This window comes from Oligosphaera ethanolica, assembly GCF_030814695.1.
GTDB classification, from domain to species: domain Bacteria; phylum Verrucomicrobiota; class Lentisphaeria; order Oligosphaerales; family Oligosphaeraceae; genus Oligosphaera; species Oligosphaera ethanolica.
The window spans coordinates 2250368-2276775 of sequence record NZ_JAUSVL010000001.1; the positions used below are offsets into that span (position 1 = coordinate 2250368).

The 26408-nt window shown below is 59.8% G+C and carries 19 protein-coding genes and 1 tRNA gene; 8 read left to right on the top strand and 12 right to left on the bottom strand.

Annotated elements, in window-relative coordinates:
• Positions 1 to 19: 19 nt before the first annotated feature.
• The 3 genes from J3R75_RS07585 to J3R75_RS07595 form a co-directional block, all read right to left on the bottom strand.
• Positions 20 to 1888, bottom strand: coding sequence for a glycosyl hydrolase family 95 catalytic domain-containing protein (locus J3R75_RS07585; protein WP_307260889.1), 1869 nt, complete (start codon positions 1886 to 1888; stop codon positions 20 to 22).
• Positions 1889 to 1980: 92 nt separating this feature from the next.
• Complete coding sequence (locus J3R75_RS07590; RefSeq protein ID WP_307260890.1) at positions 1981 to 3690, bottom strand: carbon starvation CstA family protein; 1710 nt, start codon at positions 3688 to 3690, stop codon at positions 1981 to 1983.
• A gap of 672 nt (positions 3691 to 4362) precedes the next feature.
• A complete protein-coding gene (locus J3R75_RS07595; RefSeq protein WP_307260891.1) occupies positions 4363 to 4485 on the bottom strand; it encodes a hypothetical protein in 123 nt (40 codons plus the stop codon).
• Between the two features lie 657 nt (positions 4486 to 5142).
• Between J3R75_RS07595 and J3R75_RS07600 the strand changes: the two genes are divergently transcribed.
• From J3R75_RS07600 to J3R75_RS07610, 3 genes are all read left to right on the top strand, one after another.
• Positions 5143 to 5217, top strand: a tRNA-Asn gene (locus tag J3R75_RS07600).
• Positions 5218 to 5841: 624 nt separating this feature from the next.
• Positions 5842 to 6642 carry a type IV toxin-antitoxin system AbiEi family antitoxin domain-containing protein gene (locus J3R75_RS07605; protein WP_307260892.1) on the top strand — a complete coding sequence of 267 codons (801 nt, stop codon included), beginning with the start codon at positions 5842 to 5844 and terminating at the stop codon, positions 6640 to 6642.
• A gap of 20 nt (positions 6643 to 6662) precedes the next feature.
• Positions 6663 to 7604: a nucleotidyl transferase AbiEii/AbiGii toxin family protein gene (locus J3R75_RS07610; RefSeq protein WP_307260893.1), complete on the top strand. Its 942-nt coding sequence runs from the start codon at positions 6663 to 6665 to the stop codon at positions 7602 to 7604.
• A 693-nt stretch (positions 7605 to 8297) separates the two neighbouring features.
• Here J3R75_RS07610 and J3R75_RS07615 read toward each other — a convergent pair.
• Entirely contained in the window at positions 8298 to 8753 is a 456-nt protein-coding gene (locus tag J3R75_RS07615; RefSeq protein ID WP_307260894.1) for a hypothetical protein, read from the bottom strand.
• 103 nt (positions 8754 to 8856) lie between these two features.
• On the opposite strand from J3R75_RS07615, the gene J3R75_RS07620 reads away from it, so the two are divergent.
• The gene (locus J3R75_RS07620; RefSeq protein WP_307260895.1) at positions 8857 to 9159 is read left to right on the top strand and encodes a hypothetical protein; all 303 of its coding nucleotides are present in this window, start codon (positions 8857 to 8859) and stop codon (positions 9157 to 9159) included.
• A gap of 23 nt (positions 9160 to 9182) precedes the next feature.
• Positions 9183 to 10256: an IS3 family transposase gene (locus J3R75_RS07625; RefSeq protein WP_307260896.1), complete on the top strand. Its 1074-nt coding sequence runs from the start codon at positions 9183 to 9185 to the stop codon at positions 10254 to 10256.
• 70 nt (positions 10257 to 10326) lie between these two features.
• Here J3R75_RS07625 and J3R75_RS07630 read toward each other — a convergent pair whose 3' ends face one another.
• Both J3R75_RS07630 and J3R75_RS07635 read right to left on the bottom strand, forming a co-directional pair.
• On the bottom strand, positions 10327 to 10602 hold the full coding sequence (locus J3R75_RS07630) for a hypothetical protein (protein ID WP_307260898.1): 276 nt from the start codon (positions 10600 to 10602) through the stop codon (positions 10327 to 10329).
• A gap of 66 nt (positions 10603 to 10668) precedes the next feature.
• Positions 10669 to 10899, bottom strand: coding sequence for a DUF2188 domain-containing protein (locus J3R75_RS07635; RefSeq protein WP_307260899.1), 231 nt, complete (start codon positions 10897 to 10899; stop codon positions 10669 to 10671).
• A 188-nt stretch (positions 10900 to 11087) separates the two neighbouring features.
• Between J3R75_RS07635 and J3R75_RS07640 the strand changes: the two genes are divergently transcribed.
• The 3 genes from J3R75_RS07640 to J3R75_RS07650 are packed head-to-tail and all read left to right on the top strand — an operon-like array spanning position 11088 to position 12871.
• Positions 11088 to 11657 (top strand): sigma factor, encoded by a 570-nt coding sequence (locus J3R75_RS07640; RefSeq protein ID WP_307260900.1) that lies wholly within the window; start codon positions 11088 to 11090, stop codon positions 11655 to 11657.
• Complete coding sequence (locus tag J3R75_RS07645; RefSeq protein ID WP_307260901.1) at positions 11647 to 12087, top strand: hypothetical protein; 441 nt, start codon at positions 11647 to 11649, stop codon at positions 12085 to 12087. Before J3R75_RS07640 ends, J3R75_RS07645 begins: the two co-directional genes overlap by 11 nt.
• On the top strand, positions 12056 to 12871 hold the full coding sequence (locus tag J3R75_RS07650; protein WP_307260903.1) for an ImmA/IrrE family metallo-endopeptidase: 816 nt from the start codon (positions 12056 to 12058) through the stop codon (positions 12869 to 12871). The genes J3R75_RS07645 and J3R75_RS07650 overlap by 32 nt, the downstream gene beginning before the upstream one ends.
• A 16-nt stretch (positions 12872 to 12887) precedes the next feature.
• Here J3R75_RS07650 and J3R75_RS07655 read toward each other — a convergent pair whose 3' ends face one another.
• The 6 genes from J3R75_RS07655 to J3R75_RS07680 all read right to left on the bottom strand — a co-directional run bounded on the left by J3R75_RS07655 (position 12888) and on the right by J3R75_RS07680 (position 26396).
• Positions 12888 to 15818, bottom strand: coding sequence for an ATP-binding protein (locus J3R75_RS07655; protein ID WP_307260904.1), 2931 nt, complete (start codon positions 15816 to 15818; stop codon positions 12888 to 12890).
• Positions 15819 to 16121: 303 nt separating this feature from the next.
• Positions 16122 to 16688 carry a hypothetical protein gene (locus J3R75_RS07660; RefSeq protein WP_307260905.1) on the bottom strand — a complete coding sequence of 189 codons (567 nt, stop codon included), beginning with the start codon at positions 16686 to 16688 and terminating at the stop codon, positions 16122 to 16124.
• Complete coding sequence (locus J3R75_RS07665) at positions 16685 to 17794, bottom strand: AAA family ATPase (RefSeq protein WP_307260906.1); 1110 nt, start codon at positions 17792 to 17794, stop codon at positions 16685 to 16687. The genes J3R75_RS07660 and J3R75_RS07665 overlap by 4 nt, the downstream gene beginning before the upstream one ends.
• 13 nt (positions 17795 to 17807) lie before the next feature.
• Complete coding sequence (locus tag J3R75_RS07670; protein WP_307260908.1) at positions 17808 to 20819, bottom strand: DUF1156 domain-containing protein; 3012 nt, start codon at positions 20817 to 20819, stop codon at positions 17808 to 17810.
• Between the two features lie 4 nt (positions 20820 to 20823).
• Complete coding sequence (locus J3R75_RS07675; RefSeq protein ID WP_307260909.1) at positions 20824 to 22956, bottom strand: hypothetical protein; 2133 nt, start codon at positions 22954 to 22956, stop codon at positions 20824 to 20826.
• Positions 22953 to 26396, bottom strand: a complete 3444-nt coding sequence (locus tag J3R75_RS07680; protein WP_307260910.1) for a helicase-related protein — start codon at positions 26394 to 26396, stop codon at positions 22953 to 22955. The genes J3R75_RS07675 and J3R75_RS07680 overlap by 4 nt, the downstream gene beginning before the upstream one ends.
• Positions 26397 to 26408: the final 12 nt, after the last annotated feature.

Consider the following 26408-nt stretch of genomic DNA (forward strand, 5'->3'; position numbering starts at 1 on the left):
TCCATCCGGCGTGGTGTTATCAGTTTTGGGCGGTGATGATCTTGCCGTTGAGCCCCGGTAGTTTGAATGCCACGTGGTCCCAGCTTGACGGCATGGCCGCGCCGACACGGCCGTCCTGGACCAGCAGTTCGTTGATGGCCTGGACAAAACTGCCTTCGGCCGTCGTGAACCATGGGTGGTGGCCCGTTTCATATATCTCGAATATCTCCGAGAAGCAGCCAGTCGCGGCGGCGGCCTTGCTCAGCAGCGCCAGTGCGGCGTCGCCATCGCCCAAGCGGGCATAGACAATGGCCATCCATGACGCATACCACGCGCAGACCGCCGTGCCTACCGGGTACATGTTGCCGGCGGTTTCGGCGACGGCGAGGAAGTCGTCCAGCGCGCGGCGCTGCAGCGGGTCGTCCTGCGGCAGTGCCGGGAAGGGAAAGATGCCGCTGAAAACAGCGACGCTCTTGTCGGGACAACCCGGGTAGGGGATGTACTTTTCACCGTCGTTGGGAAGGAAGCGCCGGAGGCCGTCGGCGAGGCGTCGCCATTCGCCGGCCAGTTCCTTGTCTTCGGCGAGAACGACGGCGGCGTCTGCCGCAGCATTGAGGGTATTGATGGCGCCGCAGCTGGTCATGTAGGCGTTTTCACGGGCGGCGCCGAGGCGCTCCAGGTCCGTGCATTTACCAACATAGATCCGCCCGGAGGCATCTTCATTGATGGCGTGGACGCGGAAGAATTCCGCGCAGGCGCGCAGCAGCGGATAGCCGGTTTGTTGCAGATAGTCGCGATCGCCGGTGTAGCGGTAGAAGTCGTTCGCGCAGCAGGCGATGGTGGACATGTGGAAGATGTGCTCCAGCCAGAATCCGGGCGGGGCGCCTTCGACGCCGGGCACTTCCACGGTCTCCCACACAAAATGGGCGGCACCGCCGCTCTTGCCGAAATAGCGGTGGGCGCGCTGTTGCGCGGCGTCAAGGTGGCTGCGGCGGAATTCGGGCACCCGACGGGCAACGCCGAAGTGGCCGGAGCTGGCCAGGCCGCGGAACATGAACATTTCGTCGAAGCCGAAGTAGCGGCCCTCCCAATGGGTCGGGAAAAGGCCGACGGGCATTGACCAGCGGGTGGCGTTGATGCGCAGGTGGTACTGGGAGGTGGCATAGACCTCCTGGAGCTTTTTGTCAGGCAATTCAACCCAGCCTTCTTCCCAGTACTCGTCCCAAAGTCGGCGCTGCTCGGCGAGGAGGCCGTCGTAACCGAGGGCGAGCAGCTGCGCGGGAACGCAGTCGTCGAAGGCCATGAACAACGTGATTTCCGGCGCCGAGGAGCGGATGGTCCAGGTGACATCGCAGTCGCCGAGGGGCCCACTGCGGTCCTCGACCTCCGTCGTGACCGGCTGGTCGGCGACGATGAAAATCGTGCCGCGGTACTGGCTCTGGCCGTCAATGTGGTACTCAATGCCGGTGCCAGGCATGCCGGTGGCACGCATCCGCCGGCCTTTCAGCGTGTAGGTGAAGACGAAATCGCCCTGGCCGCTCAGGCGGCGGCGGAGAACAACGACGTTGCGATCGAGCAAGCAGAAGCTGCTGGCCTGCAGTTGCCGGCCATCGGCGTAGGTCGTGGTCGAGGCCACGATGCCGTAGCATGGGTCGAGGCTCTGCTCCCAGTCCACGGCCTCGCCAGCGCCCTCGGGACCGCACTGGAAGGCGCCGAAGCGCACCAGTGGCCGGGAGCCAAAATCGTAGCGCACGCCCGCACGGCAGATCACCGGCGTCATATGGCCGGAGTACTCGCGCGGCTCCATGGAACCGCAGTAATCAATCTGCAAAGACAGATCGCCATTGCCAATGGGCAGGGGGACATAACGGCGATTCTCGGCGTCACGGCGTGTGCAGGATATGATCATGGCTTCCTCGTCGTCCTTTCGTCGTTCGTTGAAAATCCACCGGCCGGTCAACCAGCCGCGTGCAAACTGCCGCCGCTGGCACCGCCCACTGCCTAGTTGCCACTGCGCGCGCCTGCCGCCCGCAGCGCGTGGGCCTTATGCACAGCCTGGGCCGCCAGGCCAAGCAACAGCAGCGCCAGCACCAGCAGGATGATGCTTACCGCTACCAGCGGCCAGGACTTCTGCCAGTTGTCCATAATCAGACAGACCAGCGCCCAGATGCTGATAATCGTCATGAAAAACATCGGCAACATGGCAAACAGTACCGGCCGTTTGCCACGAATCAACCACAGCGTCACCGCCAGCAGCGTCAGCGCCGCCAGCAGCTGATTGGAGGCCCCAAACACCGGCCAGATGCGCAGGCCGCCGCCCGACAGGCCCAGATAGCCCGCCAATATCACCACGATCAGTGTCGCGGTCCAGCGCGATGACAAAAAACCGCGGAAGCCACCAGCAGCGGCGGCAGGCGTGACAGGCGCGGCCGCAGTGGCCGCCGGCGATTGCGGCATCAGCAGTTCCTGCCAGACGAAGCGGGTGAGGCGCGTGGCGGTGTCGAGAGTCGTCAGCATAAAAGCCGATATGGCCAGGCTGACGAAATTGACCCCGACATCGTAGCGGAGGCCGAGTTTGGTGCTGAAGGTCGCCAGGCCGCGGGCAAAGGCGACCTGCGGCGGCACTTTGTCCGCGCCACTGAGCAGCTGTTCGAAGGCCGACATATCGAGGTAGCCGACGCTGATCAGCGCGATGATCGCCAGAATGCCCTCGACCAGCATGCCGCCATAGGCCACCGGCAGGACATGGCGTTCGCTGGCGAGCTGCTTGGCAGAAGTCCCCGAGGCCACCAGCGCATGGAAACCCGAGCAGGCCCCGCAGGCCACCGTCACAAACAACAGCGGAAACAGCTTGGGAATGGTTTTTCCCGACACCGCGAAGGCCGGCATGGCCATTTCCGGCCGATACAGGAAAATGCCCGCAATGCCCAATATCATCATGGCGTACAGGAGGTAGGAATTGAGGTAGTCACGCGGCTGCAGCAACACCCACACCGGAATGATCGAGGCAACGGCCGCATAGTAGAGCAGCATGATAATCCACGCGGACGTCGCCCGCTGCGCCGTGCCCAGCGCCGCCACCAGATCCAGGGGGATCAGCGTCCCCAGCCACACGCAGGCAAACAGTATCGGCACAAAAATCAGGCTCGCCTCGGCCAGACTCAGAATCTTGCGACCGACGGCGACGCCAAACAGCGGCGCCATCGCAATGAACAGCACGGACGCCGTGGCCACGGCCGGCGTGGCGACAAAACACTGCGCGACCAGTAGCGCAAAAATCGCCACCACCAGGATCAGCGCCGCAAAGCAGAAGGACAGGAAGAGCTGCCGGCCGAAATAGCCCAGCTCGCGCTCAATGGCGTAGGCAATGGAACGACCGTCGTTGCGCACCGAGAGGAACATCGCCGCAAAATCGTGCATGGAGCCAATGAAAACGCAACCCAGCAATATCCACAGGCAGGCCGGCCCCCAGCCAAGGTAAGCAGCCACAATCGGCCCGACAATCGGCCCAGCGCCGGCAATGGACGCAAAATGATGCCCGAAAAGCACCATCATCGGCGTCGGCACGTAGTCGATGTCGTCTCGCAGGCGCTTGGATGGGCATTCGCGTTTGCTCTCAATGCCGAAGATGGCCTTGAGTTTCCGGCCGTAAATGCAGTACGCCAGCAGAAAATAGACCAGAGTAACACCCAACAATGTCGCGCCGTTCATGTTCAGAACTCCTGTGTTCATCTTGTCCGGGCACCACCATGATCCATGGCGGGCCACACATGACGCTTACAGGCCAGGCGGTCTGTCGTCCTTTGCGCGGGCGGGGCGGCTGCTATCCATACGGCCACTCAAGCAAAGCGCTAATATAAATCACCCGCCAGCCATACAAGCCGCAGGCGCAAAAATCGGCGCCCCCCAGCGTAATCGGTCAGTAACCACCCTGGTGTTTTCCCCACCGGGGTGGTTACTGACCGATTACGTCTCGCGGCCGTGGAGTGGGCGTCTCGCCCACTCCGACAAGACGGCTCATTAAACCGTCCTCGTCATCCACGCCGACCGTACCCGGCCCGTCTCCCCCGCCGCACGAGCCGTGCACACAGCGGCTGGAAGCCGCTGCTACTCTGGGCCCGCTATGACTCCGCTGCCGCAAAGGTCGGCGGAAATCAAGGTCGAATGGCTGGGCGGCGACTGGCCGTGGGTTTCCTGCAAATTGTCCCCGATGTTTTCCCCACCGGGGTGGTTACTGACCGTTTACGTCTCGCGGCCGTGGAGTGGGCGTCTCGCCCACTCCGACGAGACGGCTCATTAACCCGCCCCGATCATCCACGCCGACCGTACCCGGCCCGTCTCCCCCGCCGCACGAGCCGTGCGCACAGCGGCTGGAAGCCGCTGCTACTCTGGGCCCGCTATGCCTCCGCTGCCGCAAAGGTCGGCGGAAATCAAGGTCGGATGGCTGGGCGGCGGCGGGCCGTGGGTTTCCGGCAAATTGTCCCAGCGAAGCGCCGGGGTGTACACTTACCGATTACGTCTCGCGGCCGTGGAGTGGGCGTCTCGCCCACTCCGACAAGACGGCTCATAAAACCGTCCTCGTCATCCACGCCGACCGTACCCGGCCCGTCTCCCCCGCCGCACGAGCCGTGCGCACAGCGGCTGGAAGCCGCTGCTACTCTGGGCCCGCTATGCCTCCGCTGCCGCAAAGGTCGGCGGAAATAGAGGTCGAATAGCTGGGCGGCGACTGGCCGTGGGTTTCCTGCAAATTGTCCCCGGTGTTTTCCCCACCGGGGTGGTTACTGACCGATTACGTCTCGCGGCCGTGGAGTGGGCGTCTCGCCCACTCCGACAAGACGGCTCATTAAACCGTCCTCGTCATCCACGCCGACCGTACCCGGCCCGTCTCCCCCGCCGCACGAGCCGTGCACACAGCGGCTGGAAGCCGCTGCTACTCTGGGCCCGCTATGCCTCCGCTGCCGCAAAGGTCGGCGGAAATAAAGGTCGAATAGCTGGGCGGCGACTGGCCGTGGGTTTCCGGCAAATTGTCCCCGGTGTTTTCCCCACCGGGGTGGTTACTGACCGATTACGAAAAATTCTCTGAAGTCCGGCGTCGCTGCTTGCAATCGACGATTCGGCAGTTAGCTTATATGCCGTTTTCAGCACAAAAGACATTTTCATTGTTCCGGCATAGCTCAGCGGTAGAGTAGGTGGCTGTTAACCACTTGGTCGCTGGTTCGAATCCAGCTGCCGGAGCCATTCTTTTTCGGCTCCATCATTCTGGAGCCTGCGCTTAGCGGCCTGCCATCCGGTGGGCCGTTTCGCTTTCCGGCCACAAATCCCGCTCAGCCAAAGGGATTTGTGACGCGCGCGCCGCCGCTCTCTCGCCGCCCGGCGCGCTCTATCCTCCCGCCGTTCCTGCCGCCGTTCGGGCCGAAAACCGCCGCGAGACGGCCAAAACTCTCTGGTGCTCTCGCGCTCTATAGAGACAAAAACTCTACGCACCCGCGCGCGGCCCGTTTTCGCCCCGTCTCCGGGACGTCCCGACGGCTCCACCCCCGGCTTATTGAGCGGCCCTGTGGCGGTCGCGCCGCGATGCGCTTGGCGTAGAGCAAGCCAACGCCTCTCTATTGCTCTCGAAGTGCCTGGAATCATGTAACTTGGCCCGTTCACTGTTCCCTCCGAAGCGCTGTTAAATGGGCTTCCGGCCACGCCCCGCCACGGAGGCGTTGCCGCTGGCGGACCCGCGCCAGCGGCCGACGGTTTTGTCCGCCCGCACCGACAGCCTCGGTAGTTTCCTTTTAGACGGACTTGACACAGGATGCCCCAAGCGATAAACTAACTATCACTTAAGGATCGTTGGATCAAACGCGAGAGTACAGCATGGACATGCGAACATTCCTGGCCAAGCACCCGGTGTTCACGCGGGTGGAGATCGAAGAGGCGTTGGGCGAAGACTACTCGACTGACCGGGGAACCGCCAACGCCCGGCTTGCCTATCACGTTCGCGCCGGACATGTCGTGCAGCTTCAGCGCGGCCTGTATGCCAGCGTGCCGACCGGAACCGATCCATCCTCGTTCGTTCCCGATCCCTGGCTGGTGGCGTCGAAGTTGGCGGATGACGCCGTGATCGCCTACCGCTCGGCCTTTCAGTTCCATGGGCGGAGCCATGCCGTATCGGACGATGTCGTATTCCTGAGCAAGGCCGCCATCAAGCCGCGTCAGATGCATGGGCACCGCTTCCGCCGCGTCCCATATCCACGGGCATTGCGGGACCAGGACCAGGTGTTGTTCGGCGTCGAGACGCTTGACCGCCTTGGCCAGGATGTCCGTGTTGCCTCCCTGGAAAGATCGCTGGTCGATGTGCTTGACCGCCCGGACCTCGGCGGCGGCTGGGAGGAAATCTGGCGCTCAGCCGAGTCGGTCGAGTACTACGACATCAGCCAGGTTGTCGAGTATGCCCTGCTTCTGCGTAACGCCACGACGGCCGCGAAGGTCGGCTTCTTCCTCGAACAGCACCAGGAGCAGCTTACAGTGGCGGCGAGCCAACTCGACAGGCTGCGAGAAGTCCGCTCGCGCCAGCCGCACTACTTGGAGCGTGGAAGATCAGGCCGACTTGTCGCGGCCTGGAACTTGATCGTCCCCGAGGAGGTGTTGAACCGGACGTGGGAGGCCGAAAGATGAGGCTCTCACGCGAACGTCTGATGGCCGAAGCCGAGGCGACCGGATTCCGACCGGAGGTACTGGAGAAGGTCATCCACCTGCTCAATCTACTGACCGTGTTCCAGCGGCATCCGGCGCTTGGTGGACGCCTCGCACTGAAAGGCGGTACCGCCCTCAACCTGTTCTTCTTCGGCCTGCCCCGCCTGTCGGTCGACATTGACCTGAACTACGTCGGCGCGGTTGGTCGGGAGGAGATGCTTGCCGACCGTGAAAAGGTGGAGCGGGCCGTGCAGGTCGTCTGCCAGCGCGAGGAACTGTCTGTGGCCCGTGTTCCGAGTGACCATGCAGGCGGCAAGTGGCGTCTGCGTTACGGCAGCGCGCTCGGCGGCAGCGGTAACCTGGAGGTCGACCTGAACTTCATGTTCCGTGTCCCGCTGTGGCCGGTCGCCTCGATGAGATCGGTGGATGTGGGCACGTATGCCGCCAGCGGTATCCCCGTCCTCGACCTGCACGAACTGGCGGCGGGCAAGCTGGCTGCGCTGTTCGCCCGCCAAGCCAGCCGGGACGTGTTCGATGCGCACGGACTGTTGACTGCCGGGGGACTCGACGCCGACCGCCTGCGGCTTGCCTTCGTTCTCTATGGAGCCATGAACCGCCGCGACTGGCGAACCATCTCGCTGGACGACGTGGGCTGCGATGCTCTCGAACTGGAACACCGGCTCTTGCCAGTGTTGAGCCGTTCTGTCCGGGAATCGCTCGAAGCAGATTGGGCGGTACGGATGGTCGAGGTCTGCCGGGAGCGCTTGGCCAGTTTGGTGCAGTTCACACCCGAGGAAGCCGAATTCCTGGATCGCCTGCTCGACCACGGCGAGATCGTGCCCAGTCTTCTGACCGACGACACCCAGATGGGCGCGCGCATTCTGGCCCATCCTCTCCTGCAGTGGAAAGCGCTGAATGTCCAGCACCACCGTGAGAACCGGTAGCCATGCCCCAACGCGCAGGAACAACCGCCCACCGGCCTCCCAGTTCTGCGTATGCCATCTACACCCGGCAGTCGCGGGTGCGCAATGACATCACGCTGTCGTCCTGTGACGTCCAATTCCAGATATGCCGGGACCATGCCGAGGCGGTCATGCCCAGAGTCTGCACCTGGTGCGGCCGCCGCGACTCGGCTGGCGGCTCGGCTAGCACCCCGCGCTGAACCTGGCCGTTCAGTCGCCGGTTAACCATTCCGCATTAGGCATGTCAGTGGTGTTTTGAGCCATTCTTTTTCGGCACCGAACCATCGGGGCCTGCGCTTAACGGCCAGCCCCCCGGCGGGCCGTCCCTCTTTCCACCCACAAATCCCGCTCACCCAAAGAGATTTGCATCACGCGCGCCGCCGCTCTCCCTTCCCCGGGCGCGCTCTATCCTCCGCCCGTCCGCGCCGCCCTGCGGCCCGCAAACCCGTCCCGGACAGCCAGAACTCTCCGTTGCTCTCTCGTTCCATAGATACGAGAACTCTACGCACCCGCTCGCGGCCCGTTTCCGCGCTCCACCCCCGGCTTATTGAACAGACAAAGTCGGGCCTAGGCGGCATCGCATATCCTCCGGAAAGCAGGGGCATACGGTTGAAACAGATAGAGGATGAATATGCGAAGAAAATGAAGAAACGGCTTGCTTGCTTTTGAAAGCCGTCAAGAAAATGCAGAAGAAAAAATCGCCCGGAAGTGGGGCCACAACGAATGCCAGAAATGGACACTCCCCGCTGCCGCTAATGGTACACTTTCAACTTGGCGTTGACACCAGCTCCCGTCGGATTCCCAGATGATCTCCGTGTCGGGATGATCGCCCAGGTAGACGAATAGGTAGTCCTGGTGGGCGTTGCGCCGCAGGGGTTCGATATGGCAGAGCTTGCCCCGGCCCTGGGCTTGCCAGAAGAATGCCGAGATGTCGGTCTGGAGCTGTTGCAACGCCGCCGGAGACAGGTCGGGGGGCTCCTTGGGCAGGCCGTTGCGCTTGTGCCAGGAACGTTCCTGCAGCGAATCCGCGTGGGCCAGAATGGCGGCCTTGTCCCACACCTCGTCGTGATTGATCAGCATCCACACGGCCTTGTCGTAGCGGCTGTCGAGTGTGTCGAGCGCGGCGGCCACATCGAGACCGTGGTGTTCTGCCCATCGGTGAATCGAAATTTTGGCATCATCCCTTAACCGCGATTACATTCAGTCAATCGCCCAGCCATCAAGGAACACCAGGATGCCAAAATTGAAGTACCAGACTAATCTCAAAGTCCAAGCCATCACCCGCCACTTTCAAGATGGCGAGCCGCTATCCTCAATCTGCGCGGACCTGCGCGTGCCGCCGGTCGTATGTGAGCAATGGTGCAAGGACGTCATCAGCGGCCTCCCGTCGTTCTTTGACCAGTCCCTCCGCAAGCAGGACCGGCAGAAGGATCGTCGCATTGAGGAGCTTCACACCGAGCTTGCCCGCAAACAGGATGTCATCGGTGAAATCATGGAGGCGTTCACCACCCTAAAAAAAAAGAATGGGGCAAACTGAGCAATGCGTGGGTTGAGCTCAGCGTGCGGGAGGAGGCCATTGCCTTCGTGGACAAGTGGAAGGCAAAGACGGGCCTCGCCGCGAAACTCTTCTGCCAGTGGATAGGTATTTCGGAAAGCAAGCTGAGCATCTGGCGCACACGCACGGGAATGCCCACGGCCCATGCGCATTTCGTGCCCAGGGAGGACTGTCTTACCCAGGAGGAGATTGACGCGATCGTGGATTTTTACCTGGACCATACCACCGATGGCTACCGGCGATGCACCTACATGATGATGGATCAGAACATAGCCTGCGCCAGCCCGTCGACAGTCTATTCGGTGCTCAAGCGCGCCAGTGCGCTTCGTCCCCGAAGCGGCAAGACCGGCTGCAAAGGCAAAGGTTTCCATCAACCATTAGGCCCGCACCATCATTGGCATACTGATATTACGCACGTCAAGGTTGGTGGCATTTCCGCCAACCTGTGTTCGATCATTGATGGTTACAGCCGCTATTGTGTGGCACATCGACTCAGCAAGAACGGCGAGGCGCTGGACGTCGAGGCCGTGTTCCAGCAAGGCGTCGAACGCTTTCCTGAGGCGAAAGGCAGAGTGATCAGTGACAACGGCAAGCAGTTCGTCTGCAAGGAATACAGGGAACTTCTCACCTTGAGTGGCTTCACCTATTGCAACACCTCGCCATACTATCCACAGTCGAATGGCAAGCAGGAACGCTTTCACGGCTCACTCAAAAGTGAGCGTCTCAACCGTAAGCATCTTAATGATTTTGACTACGCGGAGAAAGTCATCGATGACTACGTTGACTACTACAACAATGTCCGGCTTCACAGCGCTATTGGCTATGTCACGCCGCGAGACATGCTGGAGGGTCATGCGCCAGTTATCCAGGCTCTGCGCAGCCAGAAGCTGAAGGACGCTAGAGAAAGGAGGCGGATGGCGTTCCAGGAAAACAAGCTTAGTTTAACTGCGCACTGCGAAACGGAAGACGGCTCTGCTGGAGAGCAACCGTCCAGGGATGGCAGTGTAACTACAACGGCTAAGACCGTGCCGGCGGGTAATACCGCCGGTGTCTTGAAAGCCACGGTGTGTGCCGGGTAGTTCCATGCCTAAGAAAACTCCGGGGTCCGGGGCAGAGCCCCGGCCAAAAATCGGCAGCCAAAATTTCGATTCAGACCCAACCAAGACAGCGGTAGACCGCCTCCTCGATCAGCAGGCGCACGCCAGCGTCCATCTGGGCGATGGTGTGGATGCCCTGAAGCTCGATGTCCAGATTGCGGCGATCCCCTTCCGGCAGCTTCAGATAGGCGTCATAGATGTCCTGGACCTGACGGGGACCAAGGTTCTCCCAGTCCGCGTCGAGGGTGTGTCCATGATGCTCGAAGAAAGCCTTCAGCATCGGGTTGCCGACCTGGCGGAGGACGGATTTTGGGTTGTATTGCACCATCGCTTACCTTTCATCTTGGTGTTTGTGAAAGTGCCGGGCCGGGGGTGCCCCGGCCCGGCGTTAGGCTCAGTGTTTGGTGTCTTTCGGGGGACACGGGTCGGGACCGTAGCTGTCCTTGTCCCGAATCTGCCCGTTCGGACGGTGGGTCACCACCTCGCTCCTTTGGCGGATGGCGATTTCCCTTGCCCGCCCGATGGCGTCTCCCTGTGTTGGATGGATGGAAGTCACGCGGCGATTCCCCTCGCCACGGACTCCCCATCCGCCTTCGTGCGGCACGACGTGCTGGTTCTTGCCCATTGCAGGACTCCTTGTGTTTGGGGACTCCTCGCCGGAAGAACCGCTTCCGGGTCTGGAGGCCCAGGTTTCATGTTTGGCGACCATTGTGTTTATGGCCTCCAAGGCTATAGTGCGGAGCACTATTCACTTTTGGGGACGGGAATCCCAAAAAATCTTCGCACTTCCGCATTCAGTAGTGGACGGCACGCATGGACAGTGACGTTGTCAAACGATTATACGAGGCCGACTGGGACATGCTGGTACCCAAGCTGCTCAGGCACGCCAAGTTCAACATCTACGATCCGAGTCGCCTGCTGCCAGGCGGTCAGTCTGCGGAGGACATCGTGCAGGAAGCTGTGGCCAAGGTCATATCCGGGGAACGGAAGTGGGACCCGGTGAAGCATCCTGACCTGGAAGCTCATCTCAAGAGCATAATCGACAGCATGCTCAGCAGGAAAGGGCTGTTCGGGTTGAAGGAATGGGAGGCCATGGCCAACGTGGATGATCCCGAGGAATGGGAACGTATTGCCGCAAGGTGCCAGAACATCGACGGCCTAGCGCATGATGCGGAAGTATTCATCGCAGCGATGCGCGACAACATGCAGGGCGACGCGGAGCTGAACGACCTATTCGATGCCGTAATCGAGGGTTTTGACAAGCCTGGCGACATTTCCGAACTGACCGGGATTCCGGTCGAGCGTGTCTATGAACTGCGACGGAAGCTGGAGCGGCGGCGTTCTGATGTGCTGAAGAAACTGGAGACTACTGATGAACCGTGACGCCTTGAAACAGTGGTGTCGCCTGCACGACTTCTTGAATACACCATCGGGCGATGTCGCCGAAGAGTCGGCACGCCTTACGGATGAAGGTGTCGACGTTCAGGGCACCGTCGCACGAGTTAAGGACATGGTCCGTAAGGCGTATCAAGCTGATCTGCGGGCGCAAGCGGCAGCCGACCAAGAAGGATCTGTGTGGCGCGCCCAGGTCGTGAAGACCAAGGTCGCGGGCATGTCGTTGGCTGCCGTCAAGAGAATGCTTCAGTCCTATGCTTTGGGCACTGGATTTGGGCAACCACAGGCGGCGGCGGTTGCGTTTTTCAGAGACAAGTCGGCTGACGAGTGCTCGGAGGAAGATCTGCGTTCGCTTCTTGCTGATATCATGGCCGCTGAGGAAGGTAATGCGGAACCTGAGGATACAAACGAGCCGTAGTCGAGCAGTCGATCTTCTGCGGGATATCGCGGTTGAACAGCCTGACGAAATCGATCTTGAGCTTCTTGCCTGGCGGGTTGCACGGTTGCGGATCGAGGAGGGCGCGCTCAAGAATGCTCTTGGGCGTCTGATTCGTGGGACCGATGGTGGCACGATCCGGGTAAGCGGCGACATTCAGCACCGTGGGCGGAAGCGCTTCACGATAGCACACGAAATCGGACATGCCGTGTTGCACGCGCCAGGTACGCCATGGGATGGGCACCGTGAGCTTTCGACTTGGGACGACTCATCAATAGAGGCCGAAGCCAACGGGTTTGCAGCTGAACTGCTTATGCCTGGCTTCCTGTTTGGGGCCCGCCTCGTCGGTCTCAGGCCTGAGCACCGAGTAATCGATGCTCTGGCAGAGGACTTTGGCACCAGCAATCTGGCATCTGCCCGACAGTTTGTGGAGTACACACACGAACCAGCCGCGCTGGTTGTGTGCACCAGGAACGGTGGAAACGGCAATGGCTGGAAATGCTGGTTCCGTCGCGGTTCACACTTCACACACAGGATCAAGCAGGGCCGCCCTCATCCTTACACGGCCGCCGGGGAGATCATTGACGGCAAAGGAGAGAGCACCAACGGCCTGGTGAAGATACCCGCCGATGCCTGGCTGGAGAATGTCTCTTCGGGCAATCGCTCCTGTATTCTGGAGGACTCCAGATCGATCCCGGCGCTTGGCATGGTGGTCTCCCTGCTCTGGATCGACGATGAGATCGAAGAGGAGTGGAATCGAGACTGACCCCCGCACGCACGCCTCAATCGCCCGACGTCACATCGTCATCCAAGCCCAGTTCACGCAGCGTTGCTTTGGTTTCCTCGATCCGATGCGGCGGCAATCCGCCCTCGGGGGTGACCTCGAACTTCACCGTCAACTTGAGGTCGCTGTTGGTGGCGAACTTGGCCAGGACCTTGGTGTAGAAGTTCATCCACTTCTGAGGCGGGACCGCCCCAGACCACTGCATCGTTTTTGCTTCGGCCTTGGGTTTGGGCGGCAGCGGGGATGGAGGAGCGTCCTCCTTGGTGATCAACACCGTTGCGTGTGTGTTGAGTCCACCGGCGGTTGCCTCGACGACGAACTCGCCTTCATCCTGACCCGCGCGAAACGCGCCATTCCCATCAATCTCTCCGCCCTTGGCTAACCACGCTAGGTCGGTCACGGCGATGGGCCTTCCGTGCTGGTCGGTTCCTCTGGCCACAAAGCTGGTGCAGCCGCCAAGGCGTAGCCGAACATCCTGTGGCGAGACTGACAAGGCCGTGAGTTTCGGCGGCTCGATGTGCTTCTTGGCTTCCTCAGCAGTGAGGATCACCACATCCTCGGAGATCTCGACCTCCATGACAGACATTTCCCGGTCGATCAACAGGGGTTCGTAATGCCCGTCGGGTTTTTTCCCCGCGTAGGCGATGATCCCTTGGCTGACGCCCCTGGCGATGGTTTCCTTGACTCCTTCGACGCTCAGCAGGCGGGGAAACTCCGGCGAAGCGAAGAATGCATCGCGGACTGCCTTCGTGGTCCACTCGGGGAACCCTGGCCACTTCCGAACCAGGAAGTTGGGGCTGATGCTCTTCTCAATGTCGCCATCTTCGCGCAGACGTTTGAGGATCACCTCGACGAGAGTGGCTGCCTGGCTTGAATTGACCAGCCCAAGGTCGATCTTACGCATCTGGTTGTCTTTGCCGAGCAGCAGCAGGAACTTGTAGCTGCGCCAGACGGCTTCCTTGACATCCCGCCTCGACCGCCGGACTTGCTCGTCCAGTTGACGCTTCTGGCTGTCCTCGATATGGAGGTCATCCTTCTCGGCGTCGATGGCTTCCCAGGCCAGGGCCTTGCGGGCTTCGTCGCGCAGTGTCTGCCCCGACTCCGCCACACACCAGATGATGGCGCTCTTGAACGTGCGCCCGGATTTGCCGCACTCCCAGGTCATGCTTCTTGCCAGCGCCTTGGTCTCCGGTTCGTCTTCCATCGAGTGTTCCGGCCCCAGAACCGCCAACGTAAGCGCCGGTCGGTCGGGGATGGCGTTGCTCTTCTCCGGGAAGAAGATGCGGTCGATGCCTCCCTCTGCCGTAAACACCTTCTGTATCTCAGAACGGACGCGCTCCTCGATGGCCTTTTCCGAGATGCTCGCGCGACGGTCCGAGTAGCGCTTGATCAGGTTCTCGGTGGTGCTGAAGCGGTAGCGGTTGCGTTCGACTGAGAGGTAGTAGCACTCCTGGCTTAGCGTCTCCAGCACTGTCTCGATGTGACCGATGTCAAGCTCCGGCTCGCCGACCGCCAAGCGGATTTCAGGCACGGTTGCTTCCGCCCGCATCTGGCCGCCGTTGGACTCGAAGAACACCGTCGTCGCCGCCTTGCGGTGCAGCCGTGCCTTCTTGATATCCTCCGTCGCCTCGCGATCCAGGCGCGTGGCATGCGAGTCGCGCTTGCCGCAGATGTCGGTTGTCACGGCACCTTCCAGTTTGGCCTCGCCAAGTTGCTCGAAGGCGGCGGTGCGGAAGAAGGGGTCGTCCAGGGGAGCGGTACCCAGTCCGATCAGGGGGTCGCGATGCGCGCCCTTGAAGCCTTCGCTGTACGCCTTGGACACCCAGAGCGCCAGCAGGCGCAAGACGCCACGAGTCTGCTGAAAGCGCGGAAGCTGCTGCCATTTGCGCTCGAAGACCGACAGCACCACCGGGTGGAACGGATAGGTGGCGCGGAATGCGTCACGCGCGTTGTCCACCGGGAACCATCCGGGCACCTGCGTCCGGTGCTCTACGGCCCAGTCGGCGAAGGCGGCCACGGTTTTCTCTGCGTCCTTCGTTACCCCGTCCCACTCGAAGAGACGACGGCGGATGATCTCTGCCGTTTCGGCCTCGGCCGACATGATGATAGCCTTGCCCAGTCGATCCAAGACCTTCTTGAATCGGTCGTAATCCGCCTGATCCTCGGCATTCATCTCAAGCTCGCTGGCCGGGATGGATGCCACCAGCACCACCCGGTCTTGTCCGCGCGCTTCCTCGGAGAGGTTTTGCAGGAAGTTGTAGAGCTGACTCGCCAGACCGCTCTTGCGGTTGCGGCTCACGTAGTTCATTAGCTCGTCCATCAGGATCAGGCACGGCTTGTCCTTCGGCAGGAACGCGCGGATCACCTCGCCGGACGGCGCGATGAGTTTCGCATCATGCTCCGCGACGACCTTGAAACCTTCCTCGCCGCCGATCTGCCAGGCCAACTCGCCCCACGGCGTCTTGCGCAGCGGCGTGCCGTCAGTCCCCCCTCGTCCCGTGATCGAATCGAACTCGGTGCCCACGAAGACACCAACCGCAGCCTGTGTGACGTCCGGTACACCCGCCATCTCCAGGATCGCCTTGACTCCGGTCCAGTTCCGCGCCTCCTTGCCGCCGGTGGCCAGGTGGTACAGCAGTGTCAGCGTGTGCGTCTTGCCGCCGCCGAACTGCGTCGTCATGTTGAAGACCGCCGACGTTTCCGTCTTGATGCCCGCCATCCGCCGGACCGTCTCCGAGGCTACGGCCAGCAGGCTCTTGGTCAGATAGGTCTTGCTGAAGAAGCGCGCGGGGTCCTGGTAGTCAGGGTTGGCACGACCGTCGCGTACCTGATCCAGGTGAACGGCAAACTCGGAAGCGTCGAACGGCTTCCCTTCCCGCAGGTCTTCTCGAGGATAGACGACTTTGTACCAGGGCTGTAGAGTGGCCATTTGAGATTCCCGATTTGAGATTTCCGAATTTACATTATGAAGACGCGCTGGTGAACCAGTTACAGAACCGTCGTCAGCGCGTCTCTTGTTGCCTTGCCGACGCCGAAACGCACACAAAACGCGCGTTAAACACGCGCCGCGTGATTATGCCTAGCCCGCGCGTTTTACTGCGCGTTTATTCTCCTATATTTCGCCCCTCTACCCATTCCTTCCTGTCTTAACAGCGTTTCATCCCGAAGCTTACGAAGAAGACGCGACGCCTGATCTTCGCTGCATTTTTGCGTGTTCTCCAACTCACTTCTATCACGCCCCCGACAGCACGGAGCGGATTTTTTCGAATTGGCCGCATGCTTTAGACAGCGAATCTGGTGGTGTCTCCAACTTCTCCCGCCGCCTGCATTTTTCAGCAAGTATGTCAATTAGTGAATGCGCCTCAGATTCTTTCATGCGGAAACCCAGTTGCTGTTTGTAGGACATCTCTTCATCAACAGGATCGCCCTGCAACCATTTCAGCCACGTGTCGATGGAACGTTTTGGAATGACGCAGCACACAGGCTCATCATTACCGACATCCGGCATCGATGCTTGTTTCAGCGAGTTCTTCAGGTCGTCGGCTCGCTGCTTGACAGTTCTGTTGTCAGCGTCGACAACGACGATCAGTGCTGTTCCTGCGCTGCGGCTGCGGACAGCCTTCAGTTGTTCCGGATAGTTGGCAATGACGTAAGCAGCTCCCGAACCCGCGCCCTGGGGATAGTCGAGAACACGGACGGTACGGTTCGCTACGCCCCACTTCTTCAAAAACCGTCGCACGAAAACATCGTGCAGTTTATCTTCACACAGAACGATAATTTGTGACGCACGGTTGTTCATTCCGTCCACCCCCTTGCGACAGTCTCGGCGGGCGACAATCCTGGTGTTTGTGGCAACTCGTCCCTACATTCAACGGGTCCGTTTTCCTTGCGCGTGAACCAGCGTTCCGTACCTCTCGCCATTCGGTTGATGACTTCCGGATGGTGGGAGATGATAATGGCTTGGCGATCCTGATCATCGCAGACATCATGGAGTTCGTCGATCCACGGCTGGATCTCGCGCAATGAGACGAAGTTGTTGGGTTCATCAATGAACAGATTTGTGAATACGCCCTTCTTCAGTGCTGCCAACAACGTATAGAGCAGGATCAGTTGCCTTTGGCCATCGGACAAGTCGGAGAAATCGAAAACATGATCTTTGTTACCGATCCGCAAGGTTACCTTCAACATGCGGGAATCCCCTGCATCACGCAGGCTCAGTTCGTCAAATCCCAGGATGACGAGCTCCAGCAATTGCCGTGCGTCGTATCCGATCCCCGGCGCTTCCTGTAGAATGTGCCGATACCATTCGCCCAAGTTTTCGCAGTAGCGGCCCAAATCGTGTGACTCGATTCTGGCGGATCCCTTCATGACGAAGGGGATCGGCTGCACAATCAGCCATTTGCGCACCTCTTCGCGAAAACGGATCAGCGGCCGATTGTCGCCACGCTCGGCAATGCTCGGGATCATGGACCGGCTCCAGTCGGCCGAGAACTTCGTTCCCTCCTCCACCTTCCCAGACCTACTGTTGATCCGGTACAGGTGGGCTTCCGATCCGTCGAAGCGGTAAAAAGTACTGCCATTCCAAGTAAGTGTTTCCTGCTGAATCCGACAGCGTTCTTCCCCATCCATGTGCTCGATGGCCAACTCGTACTCATAGTCCTTACCGTCGATCTCCAATCCGACGCGGAAGGTCTGTACCAACCGCGTATCCCAGACCGTGAGCGAACTGCGCTTGAATACATCGGCCACGTTGTGTGCCGCCAGGACGCGTTGCAGGCTGCGCAGCGCATCCAGCGCCGAGGTCTTGCCACTGCCGTTGTTGCCCAGCCAGAGCTGATGTTTGGCCAGGGTCACTTTGAAATTCTGGAAGCAGCGGAAGTTGTCGATATATAGTTTTTTGAGCATCGTCTGTCTCCTTTTAGAATCCGAGTCCCTTCTTCCTGGCCAGGATGCCGTCGACCCAGCGCTTCTCGTCGCTGGCTGTCGGATACAGGGCCGAGAGCGATTGCGCAAGCGTCCAAAAGCGGCCGTCGCGGCCAACGCCTTCTTCGACCAGGAAGCGGCGCAGGGCCTCGCTGCGACCCGCCGCGAAGAGGATCATCGTCTGGTGGACGCGGTCAAGCGTGGTCTCGCCGACCTTCGGCGCGCCCTTCTCACCCCAGCCCGACTCGGTCTCGGCCTGTTCCAGTTCCTGAAACATCGGCAGCATCTGCTGGGTATCCTTTTTCTTCTTGCGCCCGACAGGTGCATCGGCCTGATCCTTGCCGAACAACGCCTTCGTGCGTTCGGCCACGGGCAACAGCCGCGCCGTCTCGCCTTTGACCTCGACCACGGTGCCAAGGGTCTCAAGGTGTGCGCCCAAGCCTTGGGCGATCTTACGGGCCGTGTCGTACTCGAGCACGTAGCCGCCGGAAACCTTCTTCTTGGCTGAGCCGCTGTCCTCGTCGGAATCGTCGCCATCCTCAGCATCGGCCGAGTTGCCGGTTTCCTGGCCATTACCCGAACCAAGTGTCCACAGCCACATGGCGGTCAACCGCGCGTCCTCTTCGAAACCACTGGCATCTGCGCCTTCAAATACCAGATGCAGAGCCTCCTGTGAAACCGCTGCCCAGACCTGTTCGAGGTAGTCCCGCAGACTGACCTGTTCCCCGCTCGCCTTCTCGACTCGCGCATAGCGTGAGAACACCTCCAGTGCGGGGCCAAGGCAGGCAAAAATCGCATCAGCGCCGACAACACCCTCTGCCGCCAGGCGTGGCATCCACTCGTGAATGCGCTTCGGAAGCTCCGCCAACACTTCGCGCCATTCGCCAACCTTACCCTGAACCAGCGAGCCATCGGGAGCTTCTCTGGGGCGACACACAAGGTGAACCGATGATGCAAGCACAGCCGAGTTCTGGGCTCGAAGTCGAGCTCCCATCTCAGTGTCGATTGGCCAAGATCCGGTGATAACCCATCCTCCTTGTATCATTGCCTGTAGCTGGGCTTCCCACCCTGACGTTGACTTGTGTGCAAAAACCACTATGCCAACGCCATCCGGAGATAGCACACGACGGCCATCTGCCATCGCCATTCCCATTTGTTGTTCATACCATTGGGCATTCTTATTCGAGTACCGTAATGGATCCCAGCCAGCCATCTCACATAATTCATGGTCCTTAGGGCTGGTGTCTTCCGTAAAGAGATCTGGATGCTCCGGCGTTAGAGTCCGCCTTAACCACACGTAGAAAAAGTCGGAAAGATCAGCGTAAGGAACTGCGTTGTAATATGGGGGGTCAGTGGCAAACAACTTAGCACTGTTATCGGGTAGTGGATGCGCCGTAGCAGATGCTCGCTCAACATGCCCTTGAACAATCGTTGATCTCGCGACTCGTTCGCATACATCCGCGACCCAAGAAAATGCCCCTTCGAAGTTTCCACTTCCATTAGCGAACGGACAAACTTCAGCAAAATCCCAAATCATCCCGAGTGCTTGCCGACCGTAAGTGTGGTTCAGTTTCTCGCCAGTTAAATGCCAACTACACAAGGACGTGGTGTAGTCAGCCTGCCTATCCATGGCGAGAGAGAGGCAAGTCTTGAGCGCCGTTGACATCGTGTTATCCTCGGCCATGTTCAAGGTAGCCCCACAATCAACAACCAGTCGTGCGATTGTGCTTATCGACAACGCCTGTCGCGCTGTAAACAATGTGCCCCAATCAGTGTGTCCATAGATCGGCACATTAAAAACACCACTCATTAGGGGAAGCGGCTCATTCGGCACAAGCGATAGAGGTCCTTTCCAGGACTGCCCGCGTTTCTCTATTTCGCTTGTTGCATCGCAGACGGCCTTGATATCTGCGTTGGTGGGCAGCCTGTAGAGCCGCCCTTGTTGGTTTTTGCGCGTGGTGACAACAGCTAGCAATCGGGCATCATTTGCGCCGCCCTTGCGGGCCTTCATCTGCACGCGAACCGAGGCCACCGGCGTGGTAAATCCGCAGCAGGGACAGGTCGCCGAGCCGCGCCGAACGGTTCCTTCGCCGACATTGCCGGACTTGGCATTCTGAATAATCTCGAAGTCTACCCGTTTTTGCACCGGGTTAGGGACGATCCGCAACGCGACCGAACAACTGCCTTTTTTCGCCAGCCACAGCGAGCGTATCAGAGGCACTTCCGCGCCGCAGCCGGGGCCCTCGCATTGGACTGTGCGCGCCCAGAGGTAGGCGATGGGCGTGGCACCATCCGGGTCTTTCGGGTAGAACGCGACGAGTTCCTTCTCGGCCTGTTCCTTGATCCATTGGCCCCACTTGCGGACTTCGTCAGCCAAGCGTTGTCCGTATTTCGGGATGTATTCGAGGACGACCTTGTTGAGCAGGACGGCGACGGGATTCAGATCGCTGGCGAAGGCGTCCGCGCCGACCCGCAGGGCTTCGAGTGGGATCGCCCCGCCCCCAGCGAAGGGATCGACTACCAGCGGACGGGTGCCGGGCACGCCGCCCAGTGCCTCGTGCGCCGCCTGGGTCAACGCCCGCGCCGTCGCCAGGTAGTCCAGATTGGTCGAGTTGTCCCAGTTTGCGAAGTCCGCAATGAAGTCGAGGAGAGCGTGGCGCAGTTCCACGGGATCATCGAATAATCCGGCATCTTTCCGGGCGGCGTTGAAGCGCTCTTGGCTCTCCACGCTCATCATGGCCTGCCGTTCGTAGGGAGCCCAACCCAGCATCTCCCGTTTCGCCGCTTCGATGAACTCTGGCGGGCAGTTCTCGTCAGCCGGGTCTGGCCACAATGCGGCGCAGATCACCGCCCGGCAGGCCGCCAATGGCCGCCGCGCCCACCAGATGTGCAACGTGGAGATATGCCCGTGCCGGATGGATTTCTCCCGCCTGGCATGTGCCGATATCCGCTTGATCGGCAGATCAACTTCGATAAGGCGTTTCGGGTAGCGGGTGGTGGAATCCATGATACTAATCATCCCCCTTCCACCATTTTATGTGTTTCATTCGTTCGCGCCCCATGACAAAATATAACAGACCTGCCACAATAGCGGTTACACAGCCAAACCACCCCCAGGCATTGGTCAACTTCTGAAAAGCATTGTCTCCAGTCCCATCGCGTAAAGCCCACCAACCTACATATCCCCATCCAAGAAGTAGCAGCACCCCCAAGAACACGAACCTTCTCATTACGGACCTCGTTAATCGATCCCGTTCGGCAGATCGAAGAAGACGATCTGTCTGCCTTCTGACCTCGTCTAGTTCTGTGCTCGTCGCCTCTCGCGCCGATACTTCCCGTTCGAGTGCGGTCTGAGTTTGTTCTTGGGCATTTCTAGTTTTGCCCAATTCCTCTTGAACTTGAGAGAGCGTCTTCTCCGCAACCTCACGAGCTTTTTGTTCAGCGTCAAGTTGCTCACCAAGCTTACGATTGGCTGCATTGAGATTGGCCATTTCTTTCCGAAATTTGGCCCCAGGATCAGCAAAGTACCCCTGAATCGTCCTGCCTATCTTTTCCCGGTCTTCCGCCTTCCCTGGGTCGAGATTTGGCCCGAGTAAGTGAATTTCTCTGACGCAGGCCTCAACGTCGCTGGCAGGCAACTGCGACGTTTCAATTTCCATATCCGCGAAAACCAGAAAATCTCGTGCTTCCAAGAACTGACCAGCCGGCAAGAGTTGATATCGCAAAGCAGATGCGTAGACAGCCGCAACATGTTCTGCCGCTTTCTCTGTGGAAATACAGTGTGGCTCGGCCCATAGGAGAAGCGCATCCAACGTAATAGTCCGAGGATGCGTTTCAGTTTCTTCGCGATCCGTAGCGACCAAAGTAAGGTCCAGCGTTGCCACACGAGCGTCAGATTCTCCTATCGCACGACGCTGATCGATCCATCGGATCAGTAGGGCATCATGCACTGCTGCTGTTTCAGTCTTGTTTTTATGGCGCATTTCCTTAACCTTGGATGCCAGGGATTTTGCCAGCTTCCGAGTCTCAGGAGAATCGGCCTCCTGATCGAACCATCTATCATCCTCGACTTCAACATCCAGCACTTCACGAATTCTATCCATGGGGTGATTGAAATTATCAAGAAAGTCATCTATGCCTAATGATGGATCGGTTTCGAGTGCGTCCCTATATGCATCCAGAAGGAAGCATCGGACTTTGGGCAATGTTTCCGCCGGTATGACGGAATATGCACGCCGCAAAACAGAAGCATTTGCAAATACAGTTCTTCTCAGCTCCTCGACCGTAATATGGGCAACCTTGACCTCGATCCCAAGGTGTTTGCAGGCTCCCACCACTTCCCTGAATGCACCATGGTTTTTGCTTTCCGGCACTAAGCCGGCAATCAGTACGTTCGTATCAAGGAACAAAGTAGTACCGCGGAGCAGGTCATCCGAAAGCAGTCGAGATGCAGGAGCGATGCCTAGAGCAGCAATAACAAAATGATTCTGCGCCATGTTCCACTTAATGGCGTCAAAAGATGGATTACTTTCCTCAAAGAATCGGTTAACCCCATATTTGAACGCATCGTCATCAGGAACACCGCATTTTGATAGGGCCGACTCAATCCCCTTCTCTATTAAATGGTTTGCTCCCTCCCTGCCAGATTCCCTACCTGTTAGGACAGCAATGTCGCTGGCACTCAAGCAGGAGAATATATTGCAGAGAGTGTCAGTAAATGCGACGGCATATGCATCTGGTCCTTTCGGCGCACCAGAAAAAAGGCTCTTCAAAACGCTTTCCCAGTTTGTCATTGACTGTTGAATCTGGTTTTCCACATCAGCGAGAGCTTTTTCCGCGAGAGAAAATAGATCCTTTTTCTTTCGGACCCGACCGGTCGATACAAGGCGCTTAAGAGCCCCCTCGACTTCTGGCAAGCTGAGTATCGGCACTCCTTCTGCCGAGGCGATAGCCGCGTGCAATCCTCGCAGTTGGATTCCTTCTGAAGTCGCATAGGCAAGATGCTGTTCAACAATGCGTTCAACAGCTTGCTCTCGAATATTGGCACCCGTCGGCGAAAAACGCAGACGGGCGTTCAAAAGCATTGCTCGCTTGTCATCAATAGATGAAGGACACTTCTCTGACTTCGAATGGTTGGCCGTCATGGCTGTTTCTCCCTCGCTTGCCCTTTCTCCGCAGCTATGATATCGTGCGCACCAACTAAATAATGCTCCACCGTCACAATGGGTTTCCAACCCAGTCGAGCCGGATTACGAATCACATGCACATCAGGCGCTGACCCGCAGTTGTAGACCACGTAGAGCCAGTAGTCGTTCTTGAGGCGTTCCGCCGTCTTGTACTCGTTGGTCGTCAGCGCAACCTCACCAACGGCGGATCGTCCCTTGACCTCGATGAAGCGCACCTCGATGGCGGTGGCCGGGTCTTCGGGATGGGCGCGACGGGAGATCAAGTCGAAGCCCCGGTTCTGGGACTCGACGCTCTCCACCGTGCGCCCCTGGGACTCCTCGTAGGCGACCACCGCCTGCACGGCGATGCGCTCGATTTCGTCGTCCCGGACCATGGGTGCAACGCCGGGCGAGGTGCGTTCCGGGTGCGGCAGGACCCAGGCACAGCCGACGTGCTGGATATCGCCGATGGTGCACTGGCACTCGCGTTCGAGATCGGCCAGCCGTTGCTCGCGCCGGTGATTGAGTTCTTCCAGGCGATCCTCGGACTGCTTCATACTGGCAGCCAGCCACGGTGGCGTGGGGGTCAGCTCCGCAGCCTGCTCGTGGAGCCCGGCAAAGGTCAATTGCTGGCGATGAATGAGTTCGTTGAGGCTGATCTCAATATGGCGACGAATGGTCTCGGTATCCTTCTGGCGCTGCGCGGCGACCTCGGCGAGGAACGCGATGAGGCACTTCTCCATGAGGGCTTGCTCGCGGGCATCCCGCCTGGCGAGGCCGTCGGCCGAAGGGGCGGCGGTGCCCCTGGGGGCGACCGTGAGATCGAGGAAGATGGTCGGTTGCCGGACCGACAGTTCGCTCGATGGGCTTGCCTGGACGACGAACAGGCGGCGATGGAGGACGTTGCCCATACCGTCCTTCACGGAGGCGGAGAAGACGTCCAGGTGGTAGGCGACGCTGCTGTGCAGATCGTAGAACACCGATCCTTTGGTCAGGCCGTCCCGAACCTGCTCCCACAGGGTCTGGCGTACTGTTTCGAAGAGCGGATGGCCGGGGGTGACCCATTCAGAGGTCGCGTCCTTGGCCAGCAGGGCTTTGTCGAAAACGATCTGCTTGTAATCGTGCCCCAGCTTCCCGAAGCGGGGTTCGAGCTTGTCGCCCATGGCCCACAGGTGGCGCGGCACCCGGCCGAGGCGATAGAGATGGCTACGGGCCGCCTGCTCCTTGGGAAGAATGCCGACCACCGGCCCGGCGCTCACGAAGAAGTCCTCAATCACCTCCGGCACGAGTCGCCGCTCGCGGGCTTCCGCCGACTTGCCAACGATGGCCGACAGGTTTAGCTCCTTCTTGGCCAGTCCTTCGAGAGTGGAGTCGGTGATCTGCCGGAACCGCTGAGTATCGACCTCGGCAACTATGCGGTTCTTGATGCTCTCTTCGGTCTGGTTGTGCAGGTACATGTCGCGGATCATCTTCTCAAGCTGATTCGCGGGAAACACGTCGCCCAGCACGTTGAAGACCTTGCCGGTGCGTAGGGGGTCGAGGTCGGCCTCGATCTGCTCCAGGCGCTCGAAGAGCTTCTGCAGAACGCGACCTTCCCGGGTGTTGGTCGCGACGAAGTTGAAGATGAGGCAGTCCTTCTCCTGACCGTAACGGTGGATGCGGCCCATGCGCTGCTCGAGTCGGACGGGGTTCCAGGGGATGTCGTAGTTGATCATGAACCAGCAGAACTGCAGGTTGATGCCTTCGCCCGCCGCTTCGGTCGCGACCAGCACCTGGGCGGATTCCTTGAACTCGCGCTCCGCATAGATGCGGCTGCCGGGTGTGTCGCGGTCACCGATCTTCATGCCGCCATGGATCTGGGTAACCGACAAGCCCCATTCGTTGAGCTTCCCGACGAGGTAGTCGAGGGTGTCCTTGTGCTCGGTGAAGAGGAGCAGCTTCATCGCGGGGTCTTGGAAAGCGCCTTGCTCCGAAATAACCTCGCGCAATCGGCTGAGCTTGGTCTCTACTTCGCGCTGTTCCAGTATCCGGGCCTGATTGATGAGCTTGGTCAGTTGAAAAATCTCCTCGCGCAACGCCCCTGGGTCGACGGAAGCGACCACGTCCTCCAACTGGGCGAGAATCTCCTGCTGCTCGTCTTCCGGCAAATCGTCGTAGTCATCCGGCAGTTTCTTGGCGATCTGCTCCTGACGGTACGCCTGCGGGTCTTCGAGAATCCGCTCGCGCTTCTCCTTCATGCGTTCGAGGCTTCGGCGGGCGGCGTAGACGCTGGAGGCCAGGCGGCGCTGGAGCATGGCCATGGTGAATCCGACCGCTCGTCCGGTGGTAGCGTTTGCGGCCTGGGCCTTGATGGACTGGTCCTCGACATAGCGGGTCAGTGCGTCATAGAGGTCCCACTCGTCGCTGTCGATCTGGAACCCGACTGTCTGGACATTCCGCTTGGTGAACAGCTTGCTGATCAGGCCGGTATCCGGGTCGGGGAAGGTGACCAAGGCTTCCTTCGTGCGGCGGAGATAGAACGGTGCGGAGTTTCGCTGCATGGCCTCTTCGAGGCTCTTCACGTCTCCATAGACATCGGCATCGAGCAGCCGCAGGAACAGGCAGAAGTTCTCGGGATCGCCCTTGTGCGGCGTGGCGGTCATGAGCAGATAGTGGTCCGTCATGCCGGACAGGTGCTCGCCCAACTGGTATGCCAGTGTCTTCTTGTCGGCACTGTAGGCCGACATCTTGTGGGCCTCGTCAACTATGATCAGATCCCAGTGGCTCCGCAGCAGGCTTTCGCGCGCGTCTTCGATGCGGGAAACCCACGACACCGACGTGATGACTTGGTTCTTGTCCTGCCAGGGATTCGATCCGTAGTTGGCACGCAGCACGTCGCCGCGAACGATCTCGAAGTTCTCCCGGAACTTATCCTTCAGCTCCCGCTGCCACTGGAAGGTGAGATTCGCCGGGGTGACGATCAGCGTCCGCTTGACCAGCCCCCGTATCTTCAGCTCCTTGAGCAGCAGGCCAGCCATGATCGTCTTGCCTGCACCGGGGTCGTCCGCGAGCAGAAAGCGGATGCGTGGCAGCTTGATGAAGTAGTCGTAGACGGCCTCAAGCTGATGCGGCAGTGGGTCCACCCGGGCGATGGACAGCGAGAAATACGGATCGTACTCGTAAGCCAGCGCCAACCGCAACGCCTCCACGCCCAGGCGGAACTGCACGGGGTCGGCGTCGAATGGCGGCTGCTCCGGAGTGACTCGCAGTCCGGCGAGTTGTTGTGCATCGAGGATAGGCTCGTAGACCTGGCCAGAGTCAAGCCCCTTGCCGATGAGCTTCACGGAGCCGCCCAGCGGCGTACAGACGATGACCTGCACCGGCTCAGGAAAGAGAGAGCCTCGTACAATCGATCCGGGTTGTGGTACCTTGTCAGTCACTGATATGTGCTC

Coding starts and splice junctions, on each gene's coding strand:
- J3R75_RS07585 (WP_307260889.1), bottom strand. CDS start 1,888: ATGATCATATCCTGCACACGCCGTGACGCCGAGAATCGCCGTTATGTC.
- J3R75_RS07590 (WP_307260890.1), bottom strand. CDS start 3,690: ATGAACGGCGCGACATTGTTGGGTGTTACTCTGGTCTATTTTCTGCTG.
- J3R75_RS07605 (WP_307260892.1), top strand. CDS start 5,842: ATGGACATGCGAACATTCCTGGCCAAGCACCCGGTGTTCACGCGGGTG.
- J3R75_RS07610 (WP_307260893.1), top strand. CDS start 6,663: ATGGCCGAAGCCGAGGCGACCGGATTCCGACCGGAGGTACTGGAGAAG.
- J3R75_RS07620 (WP_307260895.1), top strand. CDS start 8,857: ATGCCAAAATTGAAGTACCAGACTAATCTCAAAGTCCAAGCCATCACC.
- J3R75_RS07630 (WP_307260898.1), bottom strand. CDS start 10,602: ATGGTGCAATACAACCCAAAATCCGTCCTCCGCCAGGTCGGCAACCCG.
- J3R75_RS07635 (WP_307260899.1), bottom strand. CDS start 10,899: ATGGGCAAGAACCAGCACGTCGTGCCGCACGAAGGCGGATGGGGAGTC.
- J3R75_RS07640 (WP_307260900.1), top strand. CDS start 11,088: ATGGACAGTGACGTTGTCAAACGATTATACGAGGCCGACTGGGACATG.
- J3R75_RS07645 (WP_307260901.1), top strand. CDS start 11,647: ATGAACCGTGACGCCTTGAAACAGTGGTGTCGCCTGCACGACTTCTTG.
- J3R75_RS07650 (WP_307260903.1), top strand. CDS start 12,056: ATGCGGAACCTGAGGATACAAACGAGCCGTAGTCGAGCAGTCGATCTT.
- J3R75_RS07655 (WP_307260904.1), bottom strand. CDS start 15,818: ATGGCCACTCTACAGCCCTGGTACAAAGTCGTCTATCCTCGAGAAGAC.
- J3R75_RS07660 (WP_307260905.1), bottom strand. CDS start 16,688: ATGAACAACCGTGCGTCACAAATTATCGTTCTGTGTGAAGATAAACTG.
- J3R75_RS07665 (WP_307260906.1), bottom strand. CDS start 17,794: ATGCTCAAAAAACTATATATCGACAACTTCCGCTGCTTCCAGAATTTC.
- J3R75_RS07670 (WP_307260908.1), bottom strand. CDS start 20,819: ATGGATTCCACCACCCGCTACCCGAAACGCCTTATCGAAGTTGATCTG.
- J3R75_RS07675 (WP_307260909.1), bottom strand. CDS start 22,956: ATGACGGCCAACCATTCGAAGTCAGAGAAGTGTCCTTCATCTATTGAT.